Consider the following 17,440-nt stretch of genomic DNA (forward strand, 5'->3'; position numbering starts at 1 on the left):
TCTCTTTTCCATATTGCGGTTTCCGGTCTAGACATGGTGTCAGGAAAAAGTGACACATTGGACCCTGTATGACCGACAGCTTCGCCTCCGAGAAATCCCGTGCATCCGATTGGTTTCGCAGCCTGCGCGATGACATCGTTGCCGCCTTCGAGGCGCTGGAACAGGATCATACATCAGGGCCACTAGCGGACGCGGCACCCGGCGCGTTTGACGTCACCGAAACGCAGCGCAGCAGCGATGACGGGTCTGATGCGGGCGGTGGTCTGATGAGCGTCATGCGCGGCGGGCGTGTCTTCGAGAAAGTCGGGGTGAACATTTCTACCGTCTACGGCACGCTGGGGGAGCGCGCGCAGATGGCCATGGCCGCGCGCAAGGGCATTCCGGGCATGAAGGACGACCCGCGGTTCTGGGCTTCGGGCATCAGTCTGGTGGCCCATATGCAGAACCCGCACGCGCCCGCGGTTCATATGAATACCCGTATGTTCTGGACTCCACATGCGTGGTGGTTTGGGGGTGGGTCGGATCTGAACCCCTGCATCGAATATGCCGATGACACGGCGCATTTTCACGGGACACAGAAGACGCATCTCGATCCCCATGGGTCTGACTTTTACCCACGTTTGAAGGCATGGGCGGATGAGTATTTTTTCATTCCCCACCGCAAGCGGGCGCGGGGTGTGGGCGGGATATTCATGGATGATCATTGTACCGGCGACTGGGAGACGGATTTCAAACTGACCCAGGACATCGGGCGGGCGTTTTTGCCGGCCTATGTTCCGCTGGTGCGCAAACGCCGGACGCAGGCGTGGTCAGATGCTGACAAGGACGCGCAACTGGTGCACCGGGGCCTCTATGCCGAATACAATCTGGTCTATGACCGCGGCACCAAGTTTGGGTTGGAAACCGGACATGATGCCAATGCGGTGCTGATGAGCCTGCCGCCGCTTGCGAAGTGGGTCTGAGAGGGGCGCTGCCCCCGGCCTCTGCCGAGGCCTCCCCCGGGATATTTTTGGCCAGAAGAATGGATCAGCTGTCGTGCCAGTCGAAGAAACCGGATCCGGCGCGCGCAAGCAGCTCTTCGGCCAGTTCTTTGCCCATCGCGGCACCGTCTGAAATGGCGCCTGAGCGCGAACCACTGATCGCCTGACTGCCATCGGGACGCAGCACTTCGCCGCGCAGGTGCAGGGCGTCGCCTTGCAGTTCGGCAAGCCCCGCGATTGGCGTTTCGCAGGAGCCATCCAGCGTCAGCAAAAAGCTGCGTTCCGCCGCCAGGCGCTGCCCGGTCGGGATGTCATGGATCGCCATAAGCAATTCGGCAGTATTGTCATCTGCAATGCGCCGCTCGATTCCAATGGCGCCCTGCGCGACTGCGGGCAACATCTCCGCAGGATCGATGGGCGTCGCGGGCACATCTGCCATGCCGAGGCGGTTCAATCCGGCCGCGGCGAGAAATGTGCATTCCGCGACGCCTTGGCTCAGTTTTTTCAGACGGGTCTGCACATTGCCGCGAAATTCCACAACGTTTAGATCAGGTCGCCGGTTCAGCAACTGCGCTTTGCGGCGCAGGCTAGAGGTGCCGACCACGGCGCCGGAGGCAAGATCGGTGATGCTGCTGAGGCTGGGGGAGACAAAGGCATCCCGCACATCCTCGCGCGGCAGATAGGTGTCGAGGATCAGCCCATCGGGCTGTAGCGTGGGCATGTCCTTCATCGAGTGGACAGCGATGTCAATTTTTCCTGAAAGCAGGTCTTCCTCGATTTCGCGGGTGAAAAGCCCCTTGCCGCCGATCTCTTTCAGCGGGCGATCCTGCACCGCATCGCCAGTGACCTTGATCACCACGATTTCGAAGCATTCTTCCGAAAGATCAAACGCTTGGGCCAGCCTGTCGCGGGTCTCATAGGCCTGCGCCAGCGCCAGCGGCGAGCCACGGGTGCCGATTTTCAGCGGGGAAGCGGGGGAGGGAAGGGTCACTGTCATGAGATCATCTTTATGCGCGTCAATTTATCCTGACAACCCGTCAGTCTCTTGACAACGGTCGCTGTGCCCCCGACCAACAAGCTACGCGAAAATGAGGACACCCATGGCCCCGACAAAAACGATCCTGCGCGCCCTTGCGGGCGAGAGCCTTCCAACGCCACCGATCTGGATGATGCGACAGGCCGGGCGCTATCTGCCCGAATACAAGGCGACGCGCGCGCAAGCCGGGGATTTTCTCTCGCTCTGCTATAATCCCGAATTGGCCGCGGAAGTGACGTTGCAACCCATTCGCCGGTATGGGTTCGACGCGGCCATCCTCTTTGCCGATATCCTGCTGCTGCCGCAAGCGTTGGGGGCGGATCTTTGGTTTGTGACCGGTGAGGGGCCGCGCCTCTCCACCATCCAGACGCAGGCTGATTTCGACAAGCTCGGCCCCGTCGAAGATATTCACGAGACGCTGAACCCGATCTATGAGACGGTCCGTATCTTACGGCGGGAATTGCCTGCTGAAACCACGCTGATCGGTTTTGCGGGCGCGCCCTGGACGGTCGCCACCTATATGATCGCGGGACGCGGCACGCCGGATCAGGGACCCGCGCATGCGCTACGCCAGGAAAACAATGCGCTCTTTGAGGCGCTGCTGGCGCGGATTACGGCGGGCACCATCGACTATCTGGCGGCGCAGATCGATGCGGGCGCCGAGGTCGTCAAGATCTTCGACAGCTGGGCAGGCTCGCTCAAGGGTGAGGCCTTCGACAAATATGCGCTGGAGCCTGCGCGCGAAATCACCGCGGCGCTGAAGGCGCGCTACCCGCATATCCCGATCATCGGGTTCCCGCGTGAGGCAGGCAATCACTACATCGGATTTGCCAAGGCAACCGGTGTCGATTGCGTGGCACTGGACAATTCGGTCAGCGCGGATTGGGCGGCGGCCAAGGTGCAGGTCGATGGCTGCGTGCAGGGCAACCTGGCCAGCAGCCATATGGTCACGGGTGGTCAAGCGCTGGTCGATGAGACCTGCGCCATCGTCAAGGCCTTCTCCAAGGGACCGCATATCTTCAACCTGGGCCACGGCATCACGCCGGATGCGGATCCGGACAATGTCCAGCGGATGATTGACGCGGTCCGGACGTAGGAAACGCGCTTTCTGGCTTGACGGCAAAGCGGGGCTGGCATAGTCCACGCTCCGATGGCGTTATAGCTCAGTTGGTTAGAGCGAACGACTCATAATCGTTAGGTCCCTGGTTCAAGTCCAGGTAACGCCACCATTCCTCCCCTGACATCATTCAGATTGACCCCGGCAAGCCCCCGCGCAAAACATGGGCGCGGGAGAGCGTGATGCCGGATACAGATCAAATCCTGATTGCGGGCGGCGGTATCGGCGGGCTGGCAGCCGCACTTGGGCTGGCGCAAAAGGGTCTGCGGTCGCTGGTGTTGGAAAAATCATCCAAACTGGGTGAAATCGGGGCCGGTATTCAGCTTGGGCCGAACGCCTTTCATGCCTTTGATACGCTGGGCGTTGGCGATCAGGCGCGGGCCATGGCCGTCTACATCGACAATCTGCGTTTGATGGATGCGTTAAGCGCGGATGAGATCACTCGCATCCCGCTGGATGATGCCTTTCGCGCGCGATTTGGCAATCCTTACGCGGTTGTGCATCGGGGCGACCTGCACGGTGTTCTGCTAAAGGCCTGCAGGGTGAGCCCGCTTATTGAATTACAGACAAATGCCGAGGTCACAGCGTACGATCAGACAGAAGCGGACGTGACCGTAACCCTACAGGACGCGCGCCGATTGCACGGGCGCGCGCTGATTGGCGCAGATGGGCTATGGTCGAAAATACGCGCGCAGCTGCTGGGGGACGGGGCGCCGGTTGTCTCCGGGCATAGCACCTATCGGTCGGTGATTCCCGTGGCCGAGATGCCCGAGGATCTGCGCTGGAATGATGCGACGCTCTGGGCCGGTCCAAAGTGTCATATCGTGCACTACCCGCTGTCGGGCGGGAAGCTGTTCAACCTGGTTGTGACCTATCACAATGACGCCCCGGAACCGGTTGCCGGAAAACCGGTAACGCATGAGGAGGTGCGCCGCGGGTTTGAGCATGTGCATCCGAAAGCCCGTCAGATCATCGACAAGGGCTCGGACTGGAAGCTCTGGGTGCTGTGTGACCGCGACCCGGTGATGGGCTGGACGGAGGGGCGCGTTGCCCTGCTGGGGGATGCCGCGCATCCGATGTTGCAGTATTTTGCGCAAGGGGCCTGCATGGCGCTGGAAGATGCGGTGTGCCTTGCCGATGAGCTGGCGGGTGCACGTGACCTGCCCGCGGCCCTGATCCGATATCAAGACCGTCGGCGCCTCAGGACCGCCCGCGTGCAGTTGCAGTCGCGTGAAATCGGGACCCATGTCTATCACCCCACAGGCGCGCATGCGGCATTGCGGAACGCGGTGATGACGGCCCGTGGGCCGCAGGCGTGGTTTGAGCAGATCGCCTGGCTCTATGGCTCCACCGGCCTTGAAGGCGCAGTTTCCCATGAGACACAAAGAGAGCGGAAGTAAGCTGTTAACCCTTTCACTGATAGTTACAAACACAGGTGACATCGGGCAGTATCTGCAATAGCAATTTGTCAGGGAAGACGAGTCCAAGGCCGCAAAACGCAAGGCCGGACCGGGATTTAAGGGAGAAACATGATGAAAATCTCACGGAAATCATTTCTGAATGTGGCCGCAGGGGCGGCGCTGGCATTCGGATTTGGCGCGGCCCCTGCGATGGCGCAGGAGGTCACCTTGCGCCTGCACCAATTCCTGCCGCCACAGGCCAATGTGCCCAAGCTGGTGCTGGACGTCTGGGCGGATAGCGTCGAGGAAGACAGCGGCGGTCGCATCAAGGTCGAACGCTACCCGTCGATGCAGCTCGGCGGCAAGCCACCGGAGCTGATGGACCAGGCCATTGATGGTGTCGCGGACATCGTCTGGACCGTGGTTGGCTACACGCCGGGGCGCTACCCGTCCACCGAAGTGTTCGAACTGCCCTTTATGATGACAAACGCCCGTGCGGCCTCCCGCGCTTATTGGGAAATGTTTGAAACGCATATGAAGGACACCGAATTCAAGGATGTGCACATCCTGGGCACATGGGTGCACGGGCCGGGCCTGATCCATACGAACAAGGAAGTGCGCAAACCCTCCGACATGGAAGGTCTGAAAATTCGCGGCGGCTCGCGCCTGGCCAATGCGCTGCTAGAAAAAGTCGGTGCAACACCTGTTGGGATGCCGGTGCCTGCGGTGCCTGAAGGGCTCTCCAAAGGTGTGATCGACGGCACGACGATCCCTTGGGAAGTGACGGCGGCGCTGAAAATTCCGGAGCTTGTGGAAAACCACACGGAATTCACCGGCAACGCGCTTTACGTGCTGACCTTTGTTCTGGCGATGAACAAGGATCGCTATGACGGCCTGCCTGCCGATCTGCAAAAGGTGATCGACGATAACTCTGGTCTGGAATTCTCGGTCTTTGCCGGGGGCACCCAGGCCGATAGCGATGGCCCCGCGCGTCAGGCAGCGGCGGATCGCGGCAACAACATCGTGACGCTGAACGCGGAAGAAACCGCGGAGTGGAAGGCCGTGGCCGAACCGATTTATGCGGAGTGGGTTGCGGACATGAACGAAAAGGGCATCGATGGTCAGGCGTTGATCGACGAGGCCCGGATGCTCATCGACAAATACACCGAGTAACATCGACACCACTGAAAGAGCCCGGTGCAAGCGCAACTTGCGTCGGGCTTTTTCACACCGGCAGCGGAGCCTCCTGAATGCATCACGCAATTAAACTGCTGGCACGCGGCACAGCGATCATTGGCGGTCTGGTGCTGGTCGGCCTGATCATCCTGACGACACTCTCCATTGTCGGGCGTTCGCTGAACAAAATGCTGCATTCAGACGGAGCTGAGAGCCTGCTGGGCGGCTTTGCCCAGACCTTGCTGGATTTAGGTATCGGCGAGGTGAACGGCAGCTATGAATTGCTCGAGGCCGGGGTCGCCTTTGCCATTTTTTCGTTTTTCCCGATCTGCCAGCTTTATGGCGCCCATGCGACCGTGGATATTTTTACCTCCAAGCTGCCGGGACGGCTACACCGCGCCATTGTGGCCTTTTGGGAGGTGGTGTTAACCGCGGCGCTGCTGCTGATCAGCTGGCGTCTCTATGAGGGCATGCAGCGCTACATTGGCAATGGCGAGACAACCTTGTTTTTGCAGTTCCCGGTCTGGTGGGCCTATTCGGCAAGCTTTGCAGCTTCCGTCGTGACCTGCATCGTTGCCGTCTATTGTGCCGTGATGCGCATCGGTGAAAGCCTTTCGGGGCGTGTTTTGTTGCCGACCGCGTAAGGATCTGACTGTGAGCAATCTCGAACTCGGATTCTGGTCCTTCCCGATCCTGCTGATCATGGTGTTTCTGCGCGCGCCCATCGGGCTTGCGATGCTGCTTTGTGGATTTGCGGGCTGGTATTTTGCCATGGGCGGCAATCCCAACGTGCTGCTGAACAAACTGAAGTCGGAAACCTATACGCAGTTTTCCAGCTATTCACTGTCGATCATTCCGATGTTTTTGCTGATGGGGCAATTCGCAACCCTGTCTGGCATGTCCACATCGCTGTTCAAAGCCGCCGAGAGCTTTCTAGGCCACCGCCGGGGGGGGGTTGCCATGGCCTCCGTGGGGGCCTGTGCCGGATTTGGCGCGATTTGCGGATCATCCCTGGCCACGGCCGCCACGATGTCCAAGGTGGCGCTGCCGGAACTGCGCCGCTACGGCTATTCCGGCGGTTTTTCCACGGCGACGCTGGCGGCGGGCGGGACGCTAGGCATCCTAATCCCGCCGTCCGTGATCCTGGTCATCTACGCCATTCTGACGGAACAGAACATCGCGAAACTGTTCCTCGCTGCCTTCATCCCCGGCATTCTGGCGGCCCTCGGCTACATGCTGACCATTTCGCTCTACGTGCGGCTCTATCCGAAATCGGCAGGCACGCGACCCCCGCAGCCGATGTCTGAACGCTGGGCGGCACTGGCTGAAACATGGCCGGTTCTGATGATCTTTGGCCTTGTGGTTGGCGGCATCTACCTGGGCTGGTTCACCCCCACCGAAGGCTCCGCCATCGGGGCGGCAGGCACCGGGCTGGTGGCGCTTTTGTCCGGTAGCCTCAATTGGTCGGTCTTTCGAGACAGCTTGCTGGGGACCGCCCGCACCACCGCGATGATCTTCTTCATCGTGCTGGGTGCGAGCTTCTACAACAGCTTCCTCGCGCTCTCAGGCGTGCCGCAATTCATGGCGGATTGGGTGCTGGCGCAGGGGTTCAGCCCGTGGTTCGTTTTGTCCATCATCCTCATTTTCTATCTGATCTTCGGCTGCCTGATGGACAGCCTGTCGATGATCCTGCTGACCGTACCGATCTTCTTTCCGGTGATTTCGGCCATGGATTTCGGCATGTCGCCGGAACACGTCGCGATCTGGTTTGGCATCCTTGTGCTGATCGTGGTCGAGGTGGGGCTGATCACGCCGCCCGTGGGCATGAACCTCTTCATCATCAACGCGATGGACCGCGAAACCCCGATGACCGACACCTACAAGGCGGTGATGTTTTTTGTCGGCTCCGACATCGTCAGGGTGGTCATTCTTGTCATGTTCCCGGCCATCACCTTGTTTTTGATACCCGCCTGACCGATGCCCCGGATGAGATCAGGGACATGCAGTAAACTGCACCAAGTTGGGGAACGGCTTGCGGTCATTTGAACATAATGCAGTATAGATCCGAAGTCGCTTTGGAGCCCCGGGGGAGAAAACGGTGACCAGCACCATTGAAAATGCGGCGCATTATTTTGTCGACCGGCACCTCACGGAAGGACGCGGCGACAAGACGGCGTACCGGGAAGCGGGCACCGGCCGCAGCCTGACATTCCAGCAGATGGCCGACGGCGCCGAGACGCTTGCAGGGGCACTTCTACGCGCAGGCATCCGGCCCGAGGAACGCGTGGCCATGTTGGTGCTGGACACGGTGGAATTCCCGCAAATCTTCTTTGGCGCCATGAAATGCGGTGTCGTGCCGATCCCGATCAACACATTGCTGGCCGCCCCGGTTTACGACGCGATCCTGCGCGACAGCCGGGCATCGGCGCTGTTTGTCTCCGCTCCGCTCTATCAGACCATCGCCCCGGTTTTGGCGGAAAATCCCTACCTCCGCCATGTGATTGTTATCGGCGCAGCGGATATTGAGGGCACAGAGACATTCGAAGACTTTCTGAAAGGTGCGGAGCGGGTGTCAACCCGTCCGGTATCAGCGGATGAAACGGCTTTCTGGCTCTACTCTTCGGGCTCGACCGGGCAGCCCAAGGGCGTTCAACATGTCCATTCCAGCCTGCAAGCAACCGCAGATACCTACGGCGCGCATGTGCTGGGCCTTACCGAGGCGGACAGGGTGTTTTCGGCGGCGAAACTCTTCTTTGCCTATGGTCTGGGAAACGCGCTGACCTTTCCTCTGGCCGTTGGGGCAACCACGATTTTATTCGCTGGTCGGCCAACACCGGTTGACATGATCGCGACCCTTAATGCAGAAAAGCCCACAGTTTTTTGCGGTGTACCTACGCTATATGCGGCGATGGTCGCCGAAATGGACAAGACAGGGACGCCTGATGCCCCGCTTCGCAGATGTATCTCGGCGGGGGAGGCGTTGCCCGAAGACGTCGGTATGCGGTGGGAGGCGCATACCGACGTCGCCATTCTGGATGGTGTCGGGTCCACCGAGATGCTGCATATTTTTCTGAGCAATCGACCGGATGATCTGGAATACGGGACTTCTGGCATTGCGGTTCCGGGATATGACATGCGGCTGGTGAATGAAGCGGGCGCAGAGGTCGGTGACAACGAAATCGGTGAGTTGCTGGTCAACGGTGCGTCTTCGGCTGCGGGATACTGGAACCAACGGGCAAAATCCCGCGCGACCTTCGAAGGCGTGTGGACGCGAACCGGCGACAAATACGAGCGCCGCCCCGATGGGCGCTATGTTTATTGTGGGCGCACGGATGACATGTTCAAGGTGTCCGGCATCTGGGTGTCGCCGTTTGAGGTTGAGCAGGCGCTGGCCAGCCATGCATCCGTGCTGGAAGCCGCGGTGGTTGCCGCCCGTGACGCGGAGGGGCTGGAAAAACCCAAGGCATTTGTTGTGCTGGAAGGGGCCGCGCCGGAGGATTTGGAGACGCAGCTCATCGAGCATGTGAAGAGCCGGATCGGCAAGTGGAAATACCCCCGCTGGATCGAGATCGTGGAAGATCTGCCCAAAACCGCGACGGGCAAAATTCAGCGTTTCAAACTGCGCGACGGGGTGGAGTGATGGTAGCCTGGGCCGCTGATCCAGACCAGCGTCTGAGTGTTCAGGGGACCCGCCTGGAATACGCCTGCTATGGTCCACCGCCTGGTGCCGCGCCCACGCTGGTCCTGTTGCACGACGGTTTGGGTTCGGTAGCCCTATGGCGTGATCTGCCGCAACGCCTTGCTGCGGCAACGGGGCTCGGTGTGTTTGTCTATTCACGGCAAGGCTACGGGCGCTCCGACAAGGTCGATTTGCCACGACCGTTGGACTACATGACCCGCGAAGCCGAAGATGTGCTTGGTCAGGTACTGGACGCGGCGGGACTGGGCGATGTGATCCTGCTGGGCCATTCGGATGGTGCCACGATTGCCAGCATCTACGCGGGATCGGTGAGCGACCGGCGGGTGCGCGGGCTGATCCTGATGGCGCCGCATTTTTTCACGGAACCCGAAGGTCTGGCCACCATCCGCGCCGCTGGTGAGGATTTTAGCAGGGGTGATCTCAAGGCAAAACTGGCGCGCCACCATGAGGATGTCGATGGTGCATTCCACGGCTGGCACGACACCTGGACCGATCCGGCGTTTGAAAACTGGAATGTTGCGGACGCCATTGACCATTGGCGCGTGCCGGTACTGGCCATTCAGGGCGACGATGATCCCTATGGCACGCTTGCGCAGATAGATGAGATTAAGGGGCGTATCTACGCGCCGCTGGAAACGCTGGTTCTGGCGGGATGTGGTCATGCACCTCACGTCGAACGCGCGGAGGTGGTTTTGCAGGAGATAACAGCCTTCTGCGCCAGGCTTGTGCGGTTGGAGCAAGAGACCGTTGCCCTGGCCTGATCTGCCGCCCGGCATTCGACTGCCGCCGCATGTTTATGTTCCCGGCAAAAACGCCCGCCACCCGGAAGATTGGTTTGACCTCATCAAGGCAAGTGTCACGCCCGATATCCCGTCCGCCGAACTGCACTGTACCACTGCCTTTCAAACTGGGGTTGCCTATCTCCAGGCCGGATATTTTTGGGAGTGCCACGAAGTGCTGGAGGCGGTGTGGATGCAGACATCCGATCCCAGCCCGGAACGCGAGATGGTGCAGGCGCTGATCCAACTGGCGAATGCGCGCCTCAAACTGCTGATGGGCAAGCCGCGCGCCGCGCGCCGATTGTGCGACATGGTGCAGGCTCATCTGGCACGCTGCGATCAGCATAAGGTCGTGTTGGGCATGGGAATCGAAGAGGTGAGGGCACAGCTTGCCACTACCCAGGTGGATGTAAAAAGTGTATTATAGTGCGTTAAATTGTAGGTTTCATACCTAAAATGAACCGTATAGCAGTTTGTAAATGTAAAAATATGAATTATAGTTCCTTCCAGCACCTCATTTCTTGGTGCTCAGGGAGGGATGGGTGTGACCCAGCGCATAGATTTCCAGGTTGATCCAACCGCAATGAAGCATTGGCGGGTCGAATATGATGGCCCTGTCGCGAACCTCTACATGGATGTGGACGAGGATGGTGGGCTGTTCGACGGCTATCAGCTCAAGCTGAATTCATATGATCTTGGTGTGGATATCGAGCTATCTGACGTGGTGCAGCGCATGCGCTTCGAGCACCCCGAGGTTAAAGTGGTGGTGTTGCAATCCGCAAAGGACAAGGTCTTTTGTGCCGGTGCCAACATCCGGATGCTGGGTGGTGCAGCGCACGCGCATAAGGTGAACTTCTGCAAGTTTACCAACGAGACCCGCAATACCTATGAGGCGGCGCTTGAAGACAGCGGGCAGAACTACATCTGTGCAGTGCGCGGCGCCTGCGCGGGCGGCGGCTATGAGTTGGCGCTTGCTTGCAATCACATCATGCTGACCGATGACAGCGCCTCCTCCGTGGCGCTGCCCGAAGTGCCCTTGCTGGCCGTTCTGCCCGGCACTGGCGGGCTCACACGCGTCACCGACAAGCGCAAAGTCCGCCGCGATCTGGCGGATGTATTCTGCTCCGTTGAGGAAGGCGTCAAAGGCAAGCGCGCCTTGCAGTGGGGGCTGGTGGATGAGGTGATCGCGAATTCAAAATTCGATGACGCGGTGGCGGCGCGGGCGCGGGCGATGGCCGACGCGTCGGATAAACCCGACGTCACGCAGGGCATAAGTCTAACCCCACTGGACCGCGAATTTGCAGAAGATGCGGTCAGCTATTCGACCGTTGCGGTCACGTTGGATCGCAAAGGACGGCGCGCGGTTGTCACGATCACGGGCCCGGATGGCGATGCGCCCGCAGATATGGATGCATTCACGGCGCAGGGGGCTGAGGCATGGATGCTTCGCTGTGCCCGCGAGCTTGATGATGCGATTTTGCATCTGCGCACGAATGAGGGTGAGTTGGGTCTGATCGAATTTCAGACGCAAGGGGAACCGGCCAAGGTGATCGCGCATGAAGCCCTGCTGTTGGCGAACAAGGATCACTGGCTGGCCAATGAGGTTCTGGGGCTTTGGAAACGGGTGCTGAAGCGCGTGGACATGACCTCGCGCAGCCTGGTGGCGATTGTTGAGCATGGGTCGTGTTTTGCGGGGGTGCTGGCGGAGCTGCTCTGGGCGGTGGATCGCAGCTACATGATGCTGGAAGACTTCGAGGATGACGCGCGCCCGATGGCGACGGTGACGATGACAGACAGCAATTTCGGGAGCTTCCCGATGGGCAATGGTCTCAGCCGTCTGCAGACGCGGTTTCTGGGCGCTCCGGAGCAGGTCGATGTTCTGCGCGCCCGGATCGGCAACGCCCTGGAGGCCGATGAGGCGGAGGCGCTTGGCCTTGTGACCTATGCCTATGATGACATCGATTGGGAGGATGAGGTGCGCCTCTTCATGGAAGAGCGCGCCAGTTTCTCCCCCGATGCGATGACGGGCATGGAAGCCAATCTGCGATTTGCCGGACCCGAGACGATGGAAACGCGCATTTTTGGGCGTTTGACCGCCTGGCAAAACTGGATTTTTCAACGCCCGAATGCCGTGGGGCCAGAAGGCGCGTTGCAGCGCTATGGCACCGGCGTGCGTGGTGTCTACGACATGGAACGTGTGTGACCAATGGGGGCTTTCCAGCCACCGAAGTTTGGAGGACAAAATGCTTGATCTGATCAATGTCAGCTACGACAGCCAAATTCCCAATAATGTCGGCCTGAGCTCTGACAAGAAAGTGCTGAAAGCTCTGGAAAAGTGGCATCCGGGCTATATCAACTGGTGGAACGACCTGATCCCCCAGAATTTCCAGGACTCGATGGTTTATCTGCGCACCGCTGTCAGCGTCGACCCCAAGGGCTGGGCCAAATTCGACTACGTGAAGATGCCGGAATACCGCTGGGGTGTTCTGCTCGCCCCTGCCGTCGAAGAGCGCAAGATCCCGATGGGCGAACATATGGGGGAGACCGCGTGGCAGGAGGTTCCCGGCGAATATCGCAACATGCTCAAGCGCCTGATCGTCATTCAGGGCGATACCGAGCCGGGCTCGGTGGAGCAGCAGCGGTTTCTGGGCCTGACCGCCCCTTCGCTTTATGACATGCGCAATCTCTTTCAGGTCAATGTCGAGGAGGGTCGCCACCTCTGGGCGATGGTCTATCTGCTGCAGAAATACTTTGGCCGCGATGGTCGTGAAGAAGCCGATGATCTGTTGGTCCGCTCGTCGGGGTCCGAGGAAGCCCCGCGGATGTTGGGCGCGTTCAACGAGGAAACGCCGGACTGGTTGTCGTTCTTCATGTTCACCTATTTCACTGACCGGGACGGCAAGATGCAGCTGGAAAGCCTCGCGCAATCGGGGTTCGACCCGCTCAGCCGCACCTGCCGTTTCATGCTGACCGAAGAAGCGCATCATATGTTTGTGGGGGAAACGGGCGTGGGCCGCACCATTCAGGCCACGCTGGAAGCGATGAACAAACACGGGATCACCGACCCCTACGACATCAACAAGATCCGCGATCTCGGCGTCATCGATCTGCCGACCATCCAGAAAAAGCTGAACCTGCACTATACATTGAGCCTCGATCTATTTGGGCAGGAAGTCTCCACCAATGCTGCCAATGCGTTCAACGCCGGGATCAAGGGGCGGTACATGGAGCAGCGGATCGATGATGATCACAAGCTGCAAAACGATACCTATGCGGTCACATCCATCAAGGACGGGGCGATTGTGACGGAAGACGTGCCAGCACTGACCGCCATCAACATGCGGCTGCGGGATGACTACGTGCGCGACGCTGCGGGTGGGGTTGGCCGGTGGAACAAGGCCATTGCCAGGGCCGGGGTCGACTATGAACTCAAGCTCCCGCATGAAGGGTTTCATCGGCAAATCGGCGTGTTTTCGACCGTGGCGGTGGACCCCGATGGCAACATCATTTCGGCAGGGGAATGGGAAAAGCGCCGCAACGAATGGCTTCCCACCAAGGCAGACGGGGACTTCATCCAGTCGTTGATGGTGCCCTGTTACGAGCCGGGAAAATATGCCTCGTGGATTGCCGCACCGAAGGTCGGGATCGACAATAAACCCGGCGATTTCGAATATGTGCAATTGCACATGGCTTGATCCACATCAAAGCAACCGCCCTGCGGGCCAGTGAAACTGGCCCGCGTCACCGCCAGTGACCTTGTTTTTCAAAGGAGACCGGACCCATGCAGACCCAAACCGCCAAGACATACGCAACGCCAAAACAGAACTGCCTCGGATGCACCGATTGCAAAGGCTTGTGCCGCGAGATCTATGACCTCGCCTTTATTCCGGATGTGGTGCTGCAAAGATCCTCCGCCAGCCCATGAACAAACCCGTAAAACAGCACCTGATCGACCCCGAAATCTGTATCCGCTGCTACACCTGCGAAATGACGTGCCCGATTGGCGCGATCCAGCATGACGACAATAATGTCGTCGTTGACCCCGACACCTGTAATTTCTGCATGGACTGTATCCCGGTGTGTCCCACCGGCTCCATTGATGAATGGCGGGTTGTTGAAACGCCCTATTCGCTGGACCAGCAATACGGTTTCGAAGAACTGCCTGAGCAGGAAGACATCGCGCTGGATGCAGAGGCCGAAGACGATGGCATCGAGGCGCATGATGATGCCATTGCCGCATTGCTTACTGAGGCGCACAAAGGGGCGGGGGGGCGTGCCAAAGCGCCTGCGTCGGCGTCGAAACCCACGATTAACCTCTATAATCTCGGCAACCCGGCGACCGCCAAGGTGCAGGGGAATTACCGCCTGACGGACCCCGAGAGCGACAGCGATGTACGCCACATCATCCTTGATCTGGGCGCGCTGCCGTTTCCCGTGCTGGAGGGACAGAGCATCGGCGTCATTGCCCCGGGGACGGATGATGCGGGCAATCCGCACCTGCCGCGGCTCTATTCCGTTTCCAGCCCCCGCGATGGTGAGCGACCGGGGTTCAACAACGTCTCGCTGACCGTAAAGCGCGAAGAGAACGGCCTGTGTTCGAACTATATATGCGATCTGGAAAAAGATGACGATGTGCAGATCACGGGTCCCTTTGGCTCGACCTTCCTGCTGCCCTCCGATCCAAATGCGCACCTGCTGATGATCTGCACCGGCACCGGGTCGGCGCCGTTTCGAGGGTTCACCATGCGACGGCAACGCGAAATGCCCGGCCTGGAGGGCAGTCTGACGCTGGTCTTTGGCGCGCGTACCCCGCGTGATCTGCCCTATTTCGGACCGCTCAAGAAGGTACCGGATCGTTTCATGCGCAAGGATTTTGCGTTCAGTCGACAGGAAGGCGCGCCCAAGCAATACGTGCAGGACAGGCTGCGCGCGCAGGCGGATACGGTCGCCGAGATGCTGAAATCGGACGCGGCCCATATCTATATCTGTGGGCTGAAAGCGATGGAGGAAGGTGTCGAAGAGGCGATGCGCGATATCGCGTCAGCCGCCGATATCGATTGGTCCACGCTGCGCGATCAGATGCGCGACGACGGACGATATCATGTCGAAACCTATTGAGATCGACGAAAGATGATGCGTGATAGTGCGCAATTGCTATCTGATGCCGTTGATTTCGAACCTCCGAAGGCTAGGCTTTGCATTATTATTCACATTTGGACCAAGATTGTTTGATGACCGATGAGATTGTCCCCCCGGATCCTGCGGCGCTGCTGATCAAGCGCCTTGCAACGCGTGTGCGCGATATCCGCAAAGCGCAGGGGCTGCCGAGACGGTTGCTGTCGGAAAAATCGGGTGTCTCGCCGAGATATCTGGCACAGCTGGAAGCGGGAGAAGGCAATATTTCCATCAGCCTTTTGCAGCGGATTGCAACAGCGCTTGATGTGAAAATCGAAACGCTGTTGTCGGAAACGGCGCCCTGGGATCGCGAGGTGCAGCGTGTCGCAACGCTCTACCGTCATGCGCCGCGGGAGCTGCAACAACAGGTGCGGGGGCTGCTTGCCCCTCAGAATCCAGCAACCCTGCGGGCGGGCCGGATATGTCTTGTCGGGCTGCGCGGGGCCGGGAAATCCACCTTGGGTAAGCTTGCGGGCGACGCGCTGAAGATACCGTTTATCGAATTGAACAGAGAGATTGAGCAGCACACCGGGATGCCGCTTTCGGAGGTCATGGCGTTTTATGGCCAGGATGGCTACCGCGCGCTGGAAGCCGAGGCAATCACCCGCGTGATCGGTGCACATGACAAGATGATCCTGGCGGTCGCTGGCGGGCTTGTGGCCGAAGAGGGGACATTCGGGCAGGTTCTGGAGCGCTGTCATACGATCTGGGTGCGCACCTCGCCCGCGGAGCATATGCAACGCGTGCGAGCGCAGGGAGATTTGCGTCCGATGCAGGGCAATCCCGCCGCGATGGAACAGTTGAAGCTGCTGCTGCAGACGCGCACGCCGCTCTACCAGCAAGCGGAGGCTGAGATCAACACGTCGAACCGTTCAGTCTCCGCGTCATTGAACGATCTGGTCAAGATCATCGCCTCGCGGGGGTTTCTTGAGGTGTCTGCAGAGTGAAGGATGCGGCGATCGCTCTTGCGCTGACAGAGGGCGCGCGCGCGGCATCGGAAACCCTGCTGATGGATGCCACCAACCCCTGGGAACTGGATGCCGCGATGGTGGCACATGGGTTTGCCGTTGGCGTCTGCGAAGCGCAGGATCTGGAGGGGTTGGACGTCGGCCTTGCCCGGCGCGCAGGTCCGCAGGCTGGCACGAATGAACGGATTATCCCCATCCTGCCCCGCATGGTCTCCGAGGGCCGGCTGGGGCGCAGTGTGGGAGTTGGCTGGTACCGCTATCCGGGCGGTGGCGGGCTGGTCATTGATCCGCTGGTCGAAGACCTTTTGCGGGAGGAGGCGTGGTTTGCCGGTGTCACACGTCAGGATCTGGATGATGCGGTTTTGGTTGAACGTGTCATCATGGGCATGACGCAATCGGCGCTTGCGCTTTTGGCGCAGGGCGCGGAACACGCGCGCATCGATCAGATCAGCATTGATGCGGTTGGATTTCCCCCAGGATCGGGCGGTGTGTTGAACCATGTCGCGTTTCTGGGTCAGGCAGAGGTGACAAGGTGCTTCGAACGGATGTCCTGGCCTGCGCGATGTCTCCGGCAGACGCAGGCCAATCTGGGCGCGTTTTTCGGCGCGGAAAGCCAGATCAGTTCTGGCAGATGAGCACCATGGTTGCGAGGCCCCATAACGTCATCTGGTAATGCGTATTTTGCGCGTCTTCATGACAGAACCAGTAGCAAAAATGGTTTCCGACGATGAGAAACCCGGCCCAGACAGCGGTAAAGCTGGTGGCACCCAACAGCGCCAAAGCCCGGCCTGTTTCGGGTGTTGCGGTCCCGATACTTCCCATCAGCAACCCGATGGTCCCGACCCAAAGAAGGGCACAGGCGAGCCCTTCGACCAGGATCACCAGGCGAAAAGCACCCCTTTGAAGTTTGCGATCTGATATGGCCCGGTGTGCGACCTCCTTGAAGGCGTCCGGGTAGGTTTCGCGCATGCGGGTCATGGCCAGGACTTCGGCGGTGTATGTTTCGTTCACTGAGGGATAAAGCAGATTATCGCGCAGTCCCAATGTCAGCCACGATGCGATCAACCCCGTGGCAATGGCCTGTGCCAGCAATAATACAGTGTCCATGT

General features: G+C 59.6%; 17 protein-coding genes and 1 tRNA gene. 16 read left to right on the forward strand and 2 right to left on the reverse strand.

The genetic code is table 11. The features are described 5' to 3' along the window. Positions 1-68 precede the first annotated feature (68 nt). Entirely contained in the window at positions 69-962 is an 894-nt protein-coding gene (hemF, locus tag Q1A63_RS19405) for an oxygen-dependent coproporphyrinogen oxidase (protein ID WP_298974702.1), read from the forward strand. 64 nt (positions 963-1,026) lie between these two features. Here hemF and hemC read toward each other — a convergent pair whose 3' ends face one another. Further along, positions 1,027-1,977: a hydroxymethylbilane synthase gene (gene hemC, locus Q1A63_RS19410; RefSeq protein WP_298974705.1), complete on the reverse strand. Its 951-nt coding sequence runs from the start codon at positions 1,975-1,977 to the stop codon at positions 1,027-1,029. Between the two features lie 103 nt (positions 1,978-2,080). On the opposite strand from hemC, the gene hemE reads away from it, so the two are divergent. The 15 genes from hemE (at position 2,081) to Q1A63_RS19485 (ending at position 16,966) form a co-directional block, all read left to right on the forward strand. Then, on the forward strand, positions 2,081-3,112 hold the full coding sequence (gene hemE, locus Q1A63_RS19415; RefSeq protein WP_298974708.1) for a uroporphyrinogen decarboxylase: 1,032 nt from the start codon (positions 2,081-2,083) through the stop codon (positions 3,110-3,112). A gap of 56 nt (positions 3,113-3,168) precedes the next feature. Next, positions 3,169-3,245, forward strand: a tRNA-Met gene (locus Q1A63_RS19420). A gap of 70 nt (positions 3,246-3,315) precedes the next feature. Beyond that, complete coding sequence (locus Q1A63_RS19425) at positions 3,316-4,533, forward strand: 3-hydroxybenzoate 6-monooxygenase (protein WP_298974711.1); 1,218 nt, start codon at positions 3,316-3,318, stop codon at positions 4,531-4,533. Positions 4,534-4,665: 132 nt separating this feature from the next. Beyond that, positions 4,666-5,706 (forward strand): TRAP transporter substrate-binding protein, encoded by a 1,041-nt coding sequence (locus Q1A63_RS19430; protein ID WP_298974714.1) that lies wholly within the window; start codon positions 4,666-4,668, stop codon positions 5,704-5,706. 77 nt (positions 5,707-5,783) lie between these two features. Next, positions 5,784-6,353: a TRAP transporter small permease gene (locus Q1A63_RS19435; RefSeq protein WP_298974717.1), complete on the forward strand. Its 570-nt coding sequence runs from the start codon at positions 5,784-5,786 to the stop codon at positions 6,351-6,353. 10 nt (positions 6,354-6,363) lie between these two features. Further along, positions 6,364-7,683, forward strand: coding sequence for a TRAP transporter large permease (locus tag Q1A63_RS19440; protein WP_298974720.1), 1,320 nt, complete (start codon positions 6,364-6,366; stop codon positions 7,681-7,683). 124 nt (positions 7,684-7,807) lie between these two features. Next, positions 7,808-9,349 carry a benzoate-CoA ligase family protein gene (locus Q1A63_RS19445; protein WP_298974722.1) on the forward strand — a complete coding sequence of 514 codons (1,542 nt, stop codon included), beginning with the start codon at positions 7,808-7,810 and terminating at the stop codon, positions 9,347-9,349. Next, on the forward strand, positions 9,349-10,170 hold the full coding sequence (locus Q1A63_RS19450) for an alpha/beta hydrolase (RefSeq protein ID WP_298974724.1): 822 nt from the start codon (positions 9,349-9,351) through the stop codon (positions 10,168-10,170). The genes Q1A63_RS19445 and Q1A63_RS19450 overlap by 1 nt, the downstream gene beginning before the upstream one ends. After that, the gene (locus Q1A63_RS19455; protein ID WP_299632385.1) at positions 10,157-10,615 is read left to right on the forward strand and encodes a DUF309 domain-containing protein; all 459 of its coding nucleotides are present in this window, start codon (positions 10,157-10,159) and stop codon (positions 10,613-10,615) included. Before Q1A63_RS19450 ends, Q1A63_RS19455 begins: the two co-directional genes overlap by 14 nt. Before the next feature lie 117 nt (positions 10,616-10,732). Next, positions 10,733-12,391 (forward strand): 2,3-epoxybenzoyl-CoA dihydrolase, encoded by a 1,659-nt coding sequence (boxC, locus tag Q1A63_RS19460; RefSeq protein ID WP_299632386.1) that lies wholly within the window; start codon positions 10,733-10,735, stop codon positions 12,389-12,391. Positions 12,392-12,431: 40 nt separating this feature from the next. Continuing rightward, the gene (gene boxB, locus Q1A63_RS19465; RefSeq protein WP_299632387.1) at positions 12,432-13,883 is read left to right on the forward strand and encodes a benzoyl-CoA 2,3-epoxidase subunit BoxB; all 1,452 of its coding nucleotides are present in this window, start codon (positions 12,432-12,434) and stop codon (positions 13,881-13,883) included. Positions 13,884-13,969: 86 nt separating this feature from the next. Beyond that, positions 13,970-14,113 carry a hypothetical protein gene (locus Q1A63_RS19470; RefSeq protein WP_298974729.1) on the forward strand — a complete coding sequence of 48 codons (144 nt, stop codon included), beginning with the start codon at positions 13,970-13,972 and terminating at the stop codon, positions 14,111-14,113. Beyond that, complete coding sequence (boxA, locus tag Q1A63_RS19475) at positions 14,110-15,306, forward strand: benzoyl-CoA 2,3-epoxidase subunit BoxA (protein ID WP_298974730.1); 1,197 nt, start codon at positions 14,110-14,112, stop codon at positions 15,304-15,306. The genes Q1A63_RS19470 and boxA overlap by 4 nt, the downstream gene beginning before the upstream one ends. Before the next feature lie 113 nt (positions 15,307-15,419). Then, positions 15,420-16,310 (forward strand): helix-turn-helix transcriptional regulator, encoded by an 891-nt coding sequence (locus Q1A63_RS19480; RefSeq protein ID WP_298974731.1) that lies wholly within the window; start codon positions 15,420-15,422, stop codon positions 16,308-16,310. Then, positions 16,307-16,966 carry a 3-hydroxyacyl-CoA dehydrogenase family protein gene (locus Q1A63_RS19485; protein WP_298974732.1) on the forward strand — a complete coding sequence of 220 codons (660 nt, stop codon included), beginning with the start codon at positions 16,307-16,309 and terminating at the stop codon, positions 16,964-16,966. The genes Q1A63_RS19480 and Q1A63_RS19485 overlap by 4 nt, the downstream gene beginning before the upstream one ends. Here Q1A63_RS19485 and Q1A63_RS19490 read toward each other — a convergent pair. Continuing rightward, positions 16,950-17,438 carry a DUF2165 domain-containing protein gene (locus Q1A63_RS19490; RefSeq protein ID WP_298974733.1) on the reverse strand — a complete coding sequence of 163 codons (489 nt, stop codon included), beginning with the start codon at positions 17,436-17,438 and terminating at the stop codon, positions 16,950-16,952. The two genes, Q1A63_RS19485 and Q1A63_RS19490, sit on opposite strands and share 17 nt — an antisense overlap. Positions 17,439-17,440 lie beyond the last annotated feature (2 nt).

Source organism: uncultured Roseobacter sp., assembly GCF_947499265.1.
Classification (GTDB): Bacteria; Pseudomonadota; Alphaproteobacteria; order Rhodobacterales; family Rhodobacteraceae; genus Roseobacter.

Excerpts from the sequence above, each read along its gene's own strand:
- Q1A63_RS19425 (WP_298974711.1), top strand. The coding sequence starts at position 3,316 with ATGCCGGATACAGATCAAATCCTGATTGCGGGCGGCGGTATCGGCGGG.
- boxB (WP_299632387.1), top strand. The coding sequence starts at position 12,432 with ATGCTTGATCTGATCAATGTCAGCTACGACAGCCAAATTCCCAATAAT.
- Q1A63_RS19435 (WP_298974717.1), top strand. The coding sequence starts at position 5,784 with ATGCATCACGCAATTAAACTGCTGGCACGCGGCACAGCGATCATTGGC.
- Q1A63_RS19470 (WP_298974729.1), top strand. The coding sequence starts at position 13,970 with ATGCAGACCCAAACCGCCAAGACATACGCAACGCCAAAACAGAACTGC.
- hemE (WP_298974708.1), top strand. The coding sequence starts at position 2,081 with ATGGCCCCGACAAAAACGATCCTGCGCGCCCTTGCGGGCGAGAGCCTT.
- Q1A63_RS19480 (WP_298974731.1), top strand. The coding sequence starts at position 15,420 with ATGACCGATGAGATTGTCCCCCCGGATCCTGCGGCGCTGCTGATCAAG.
- boxA (WP_298974730.1), top strand. The coding sequence starts at position 14,110 with ATGAACAAACCCGTAAAACAGCACCTGATCGACCCCGAAATCTGTATC.
- hemC (WP_298974705.1), bottom strand. The coding sequence starts at position 1,977 with ATGACAGTGACCCTTCCCTCCCCCGCTTCCCCGCTGAAAATCGGCACC.
- Q1A63_RS19490 (WP_298974733.1), bottom strand. The coding sequence starts at position 17,438 with ATGGACACTGTATTATTGCTGGCACAGGCCATTGCCACGGGGTTGATC.
- Q1A63_RS19430 (WP_298974714.1), top strand. The coding sequence starts at position 4,666 with ATGAAAATCTCACGGAAATCATTTCTGAATGTGGCCGCAGGGGCGGCG.
- hemF (WP_298974702.1), top strand. The coding sequence starts at position 69 with ATGACCGACAGCTTCGCCTCCGAGAAATCCCGTGCATCCGATTGGTTT.
- Q1A63_RS19450 (WP_298974724.1), top strand. The coding sequence starts at position 9,349 with ATGGTAGCCTGGGCCGCTGATCCAGACCAGCGTCTGAGTGTTCAGGGG.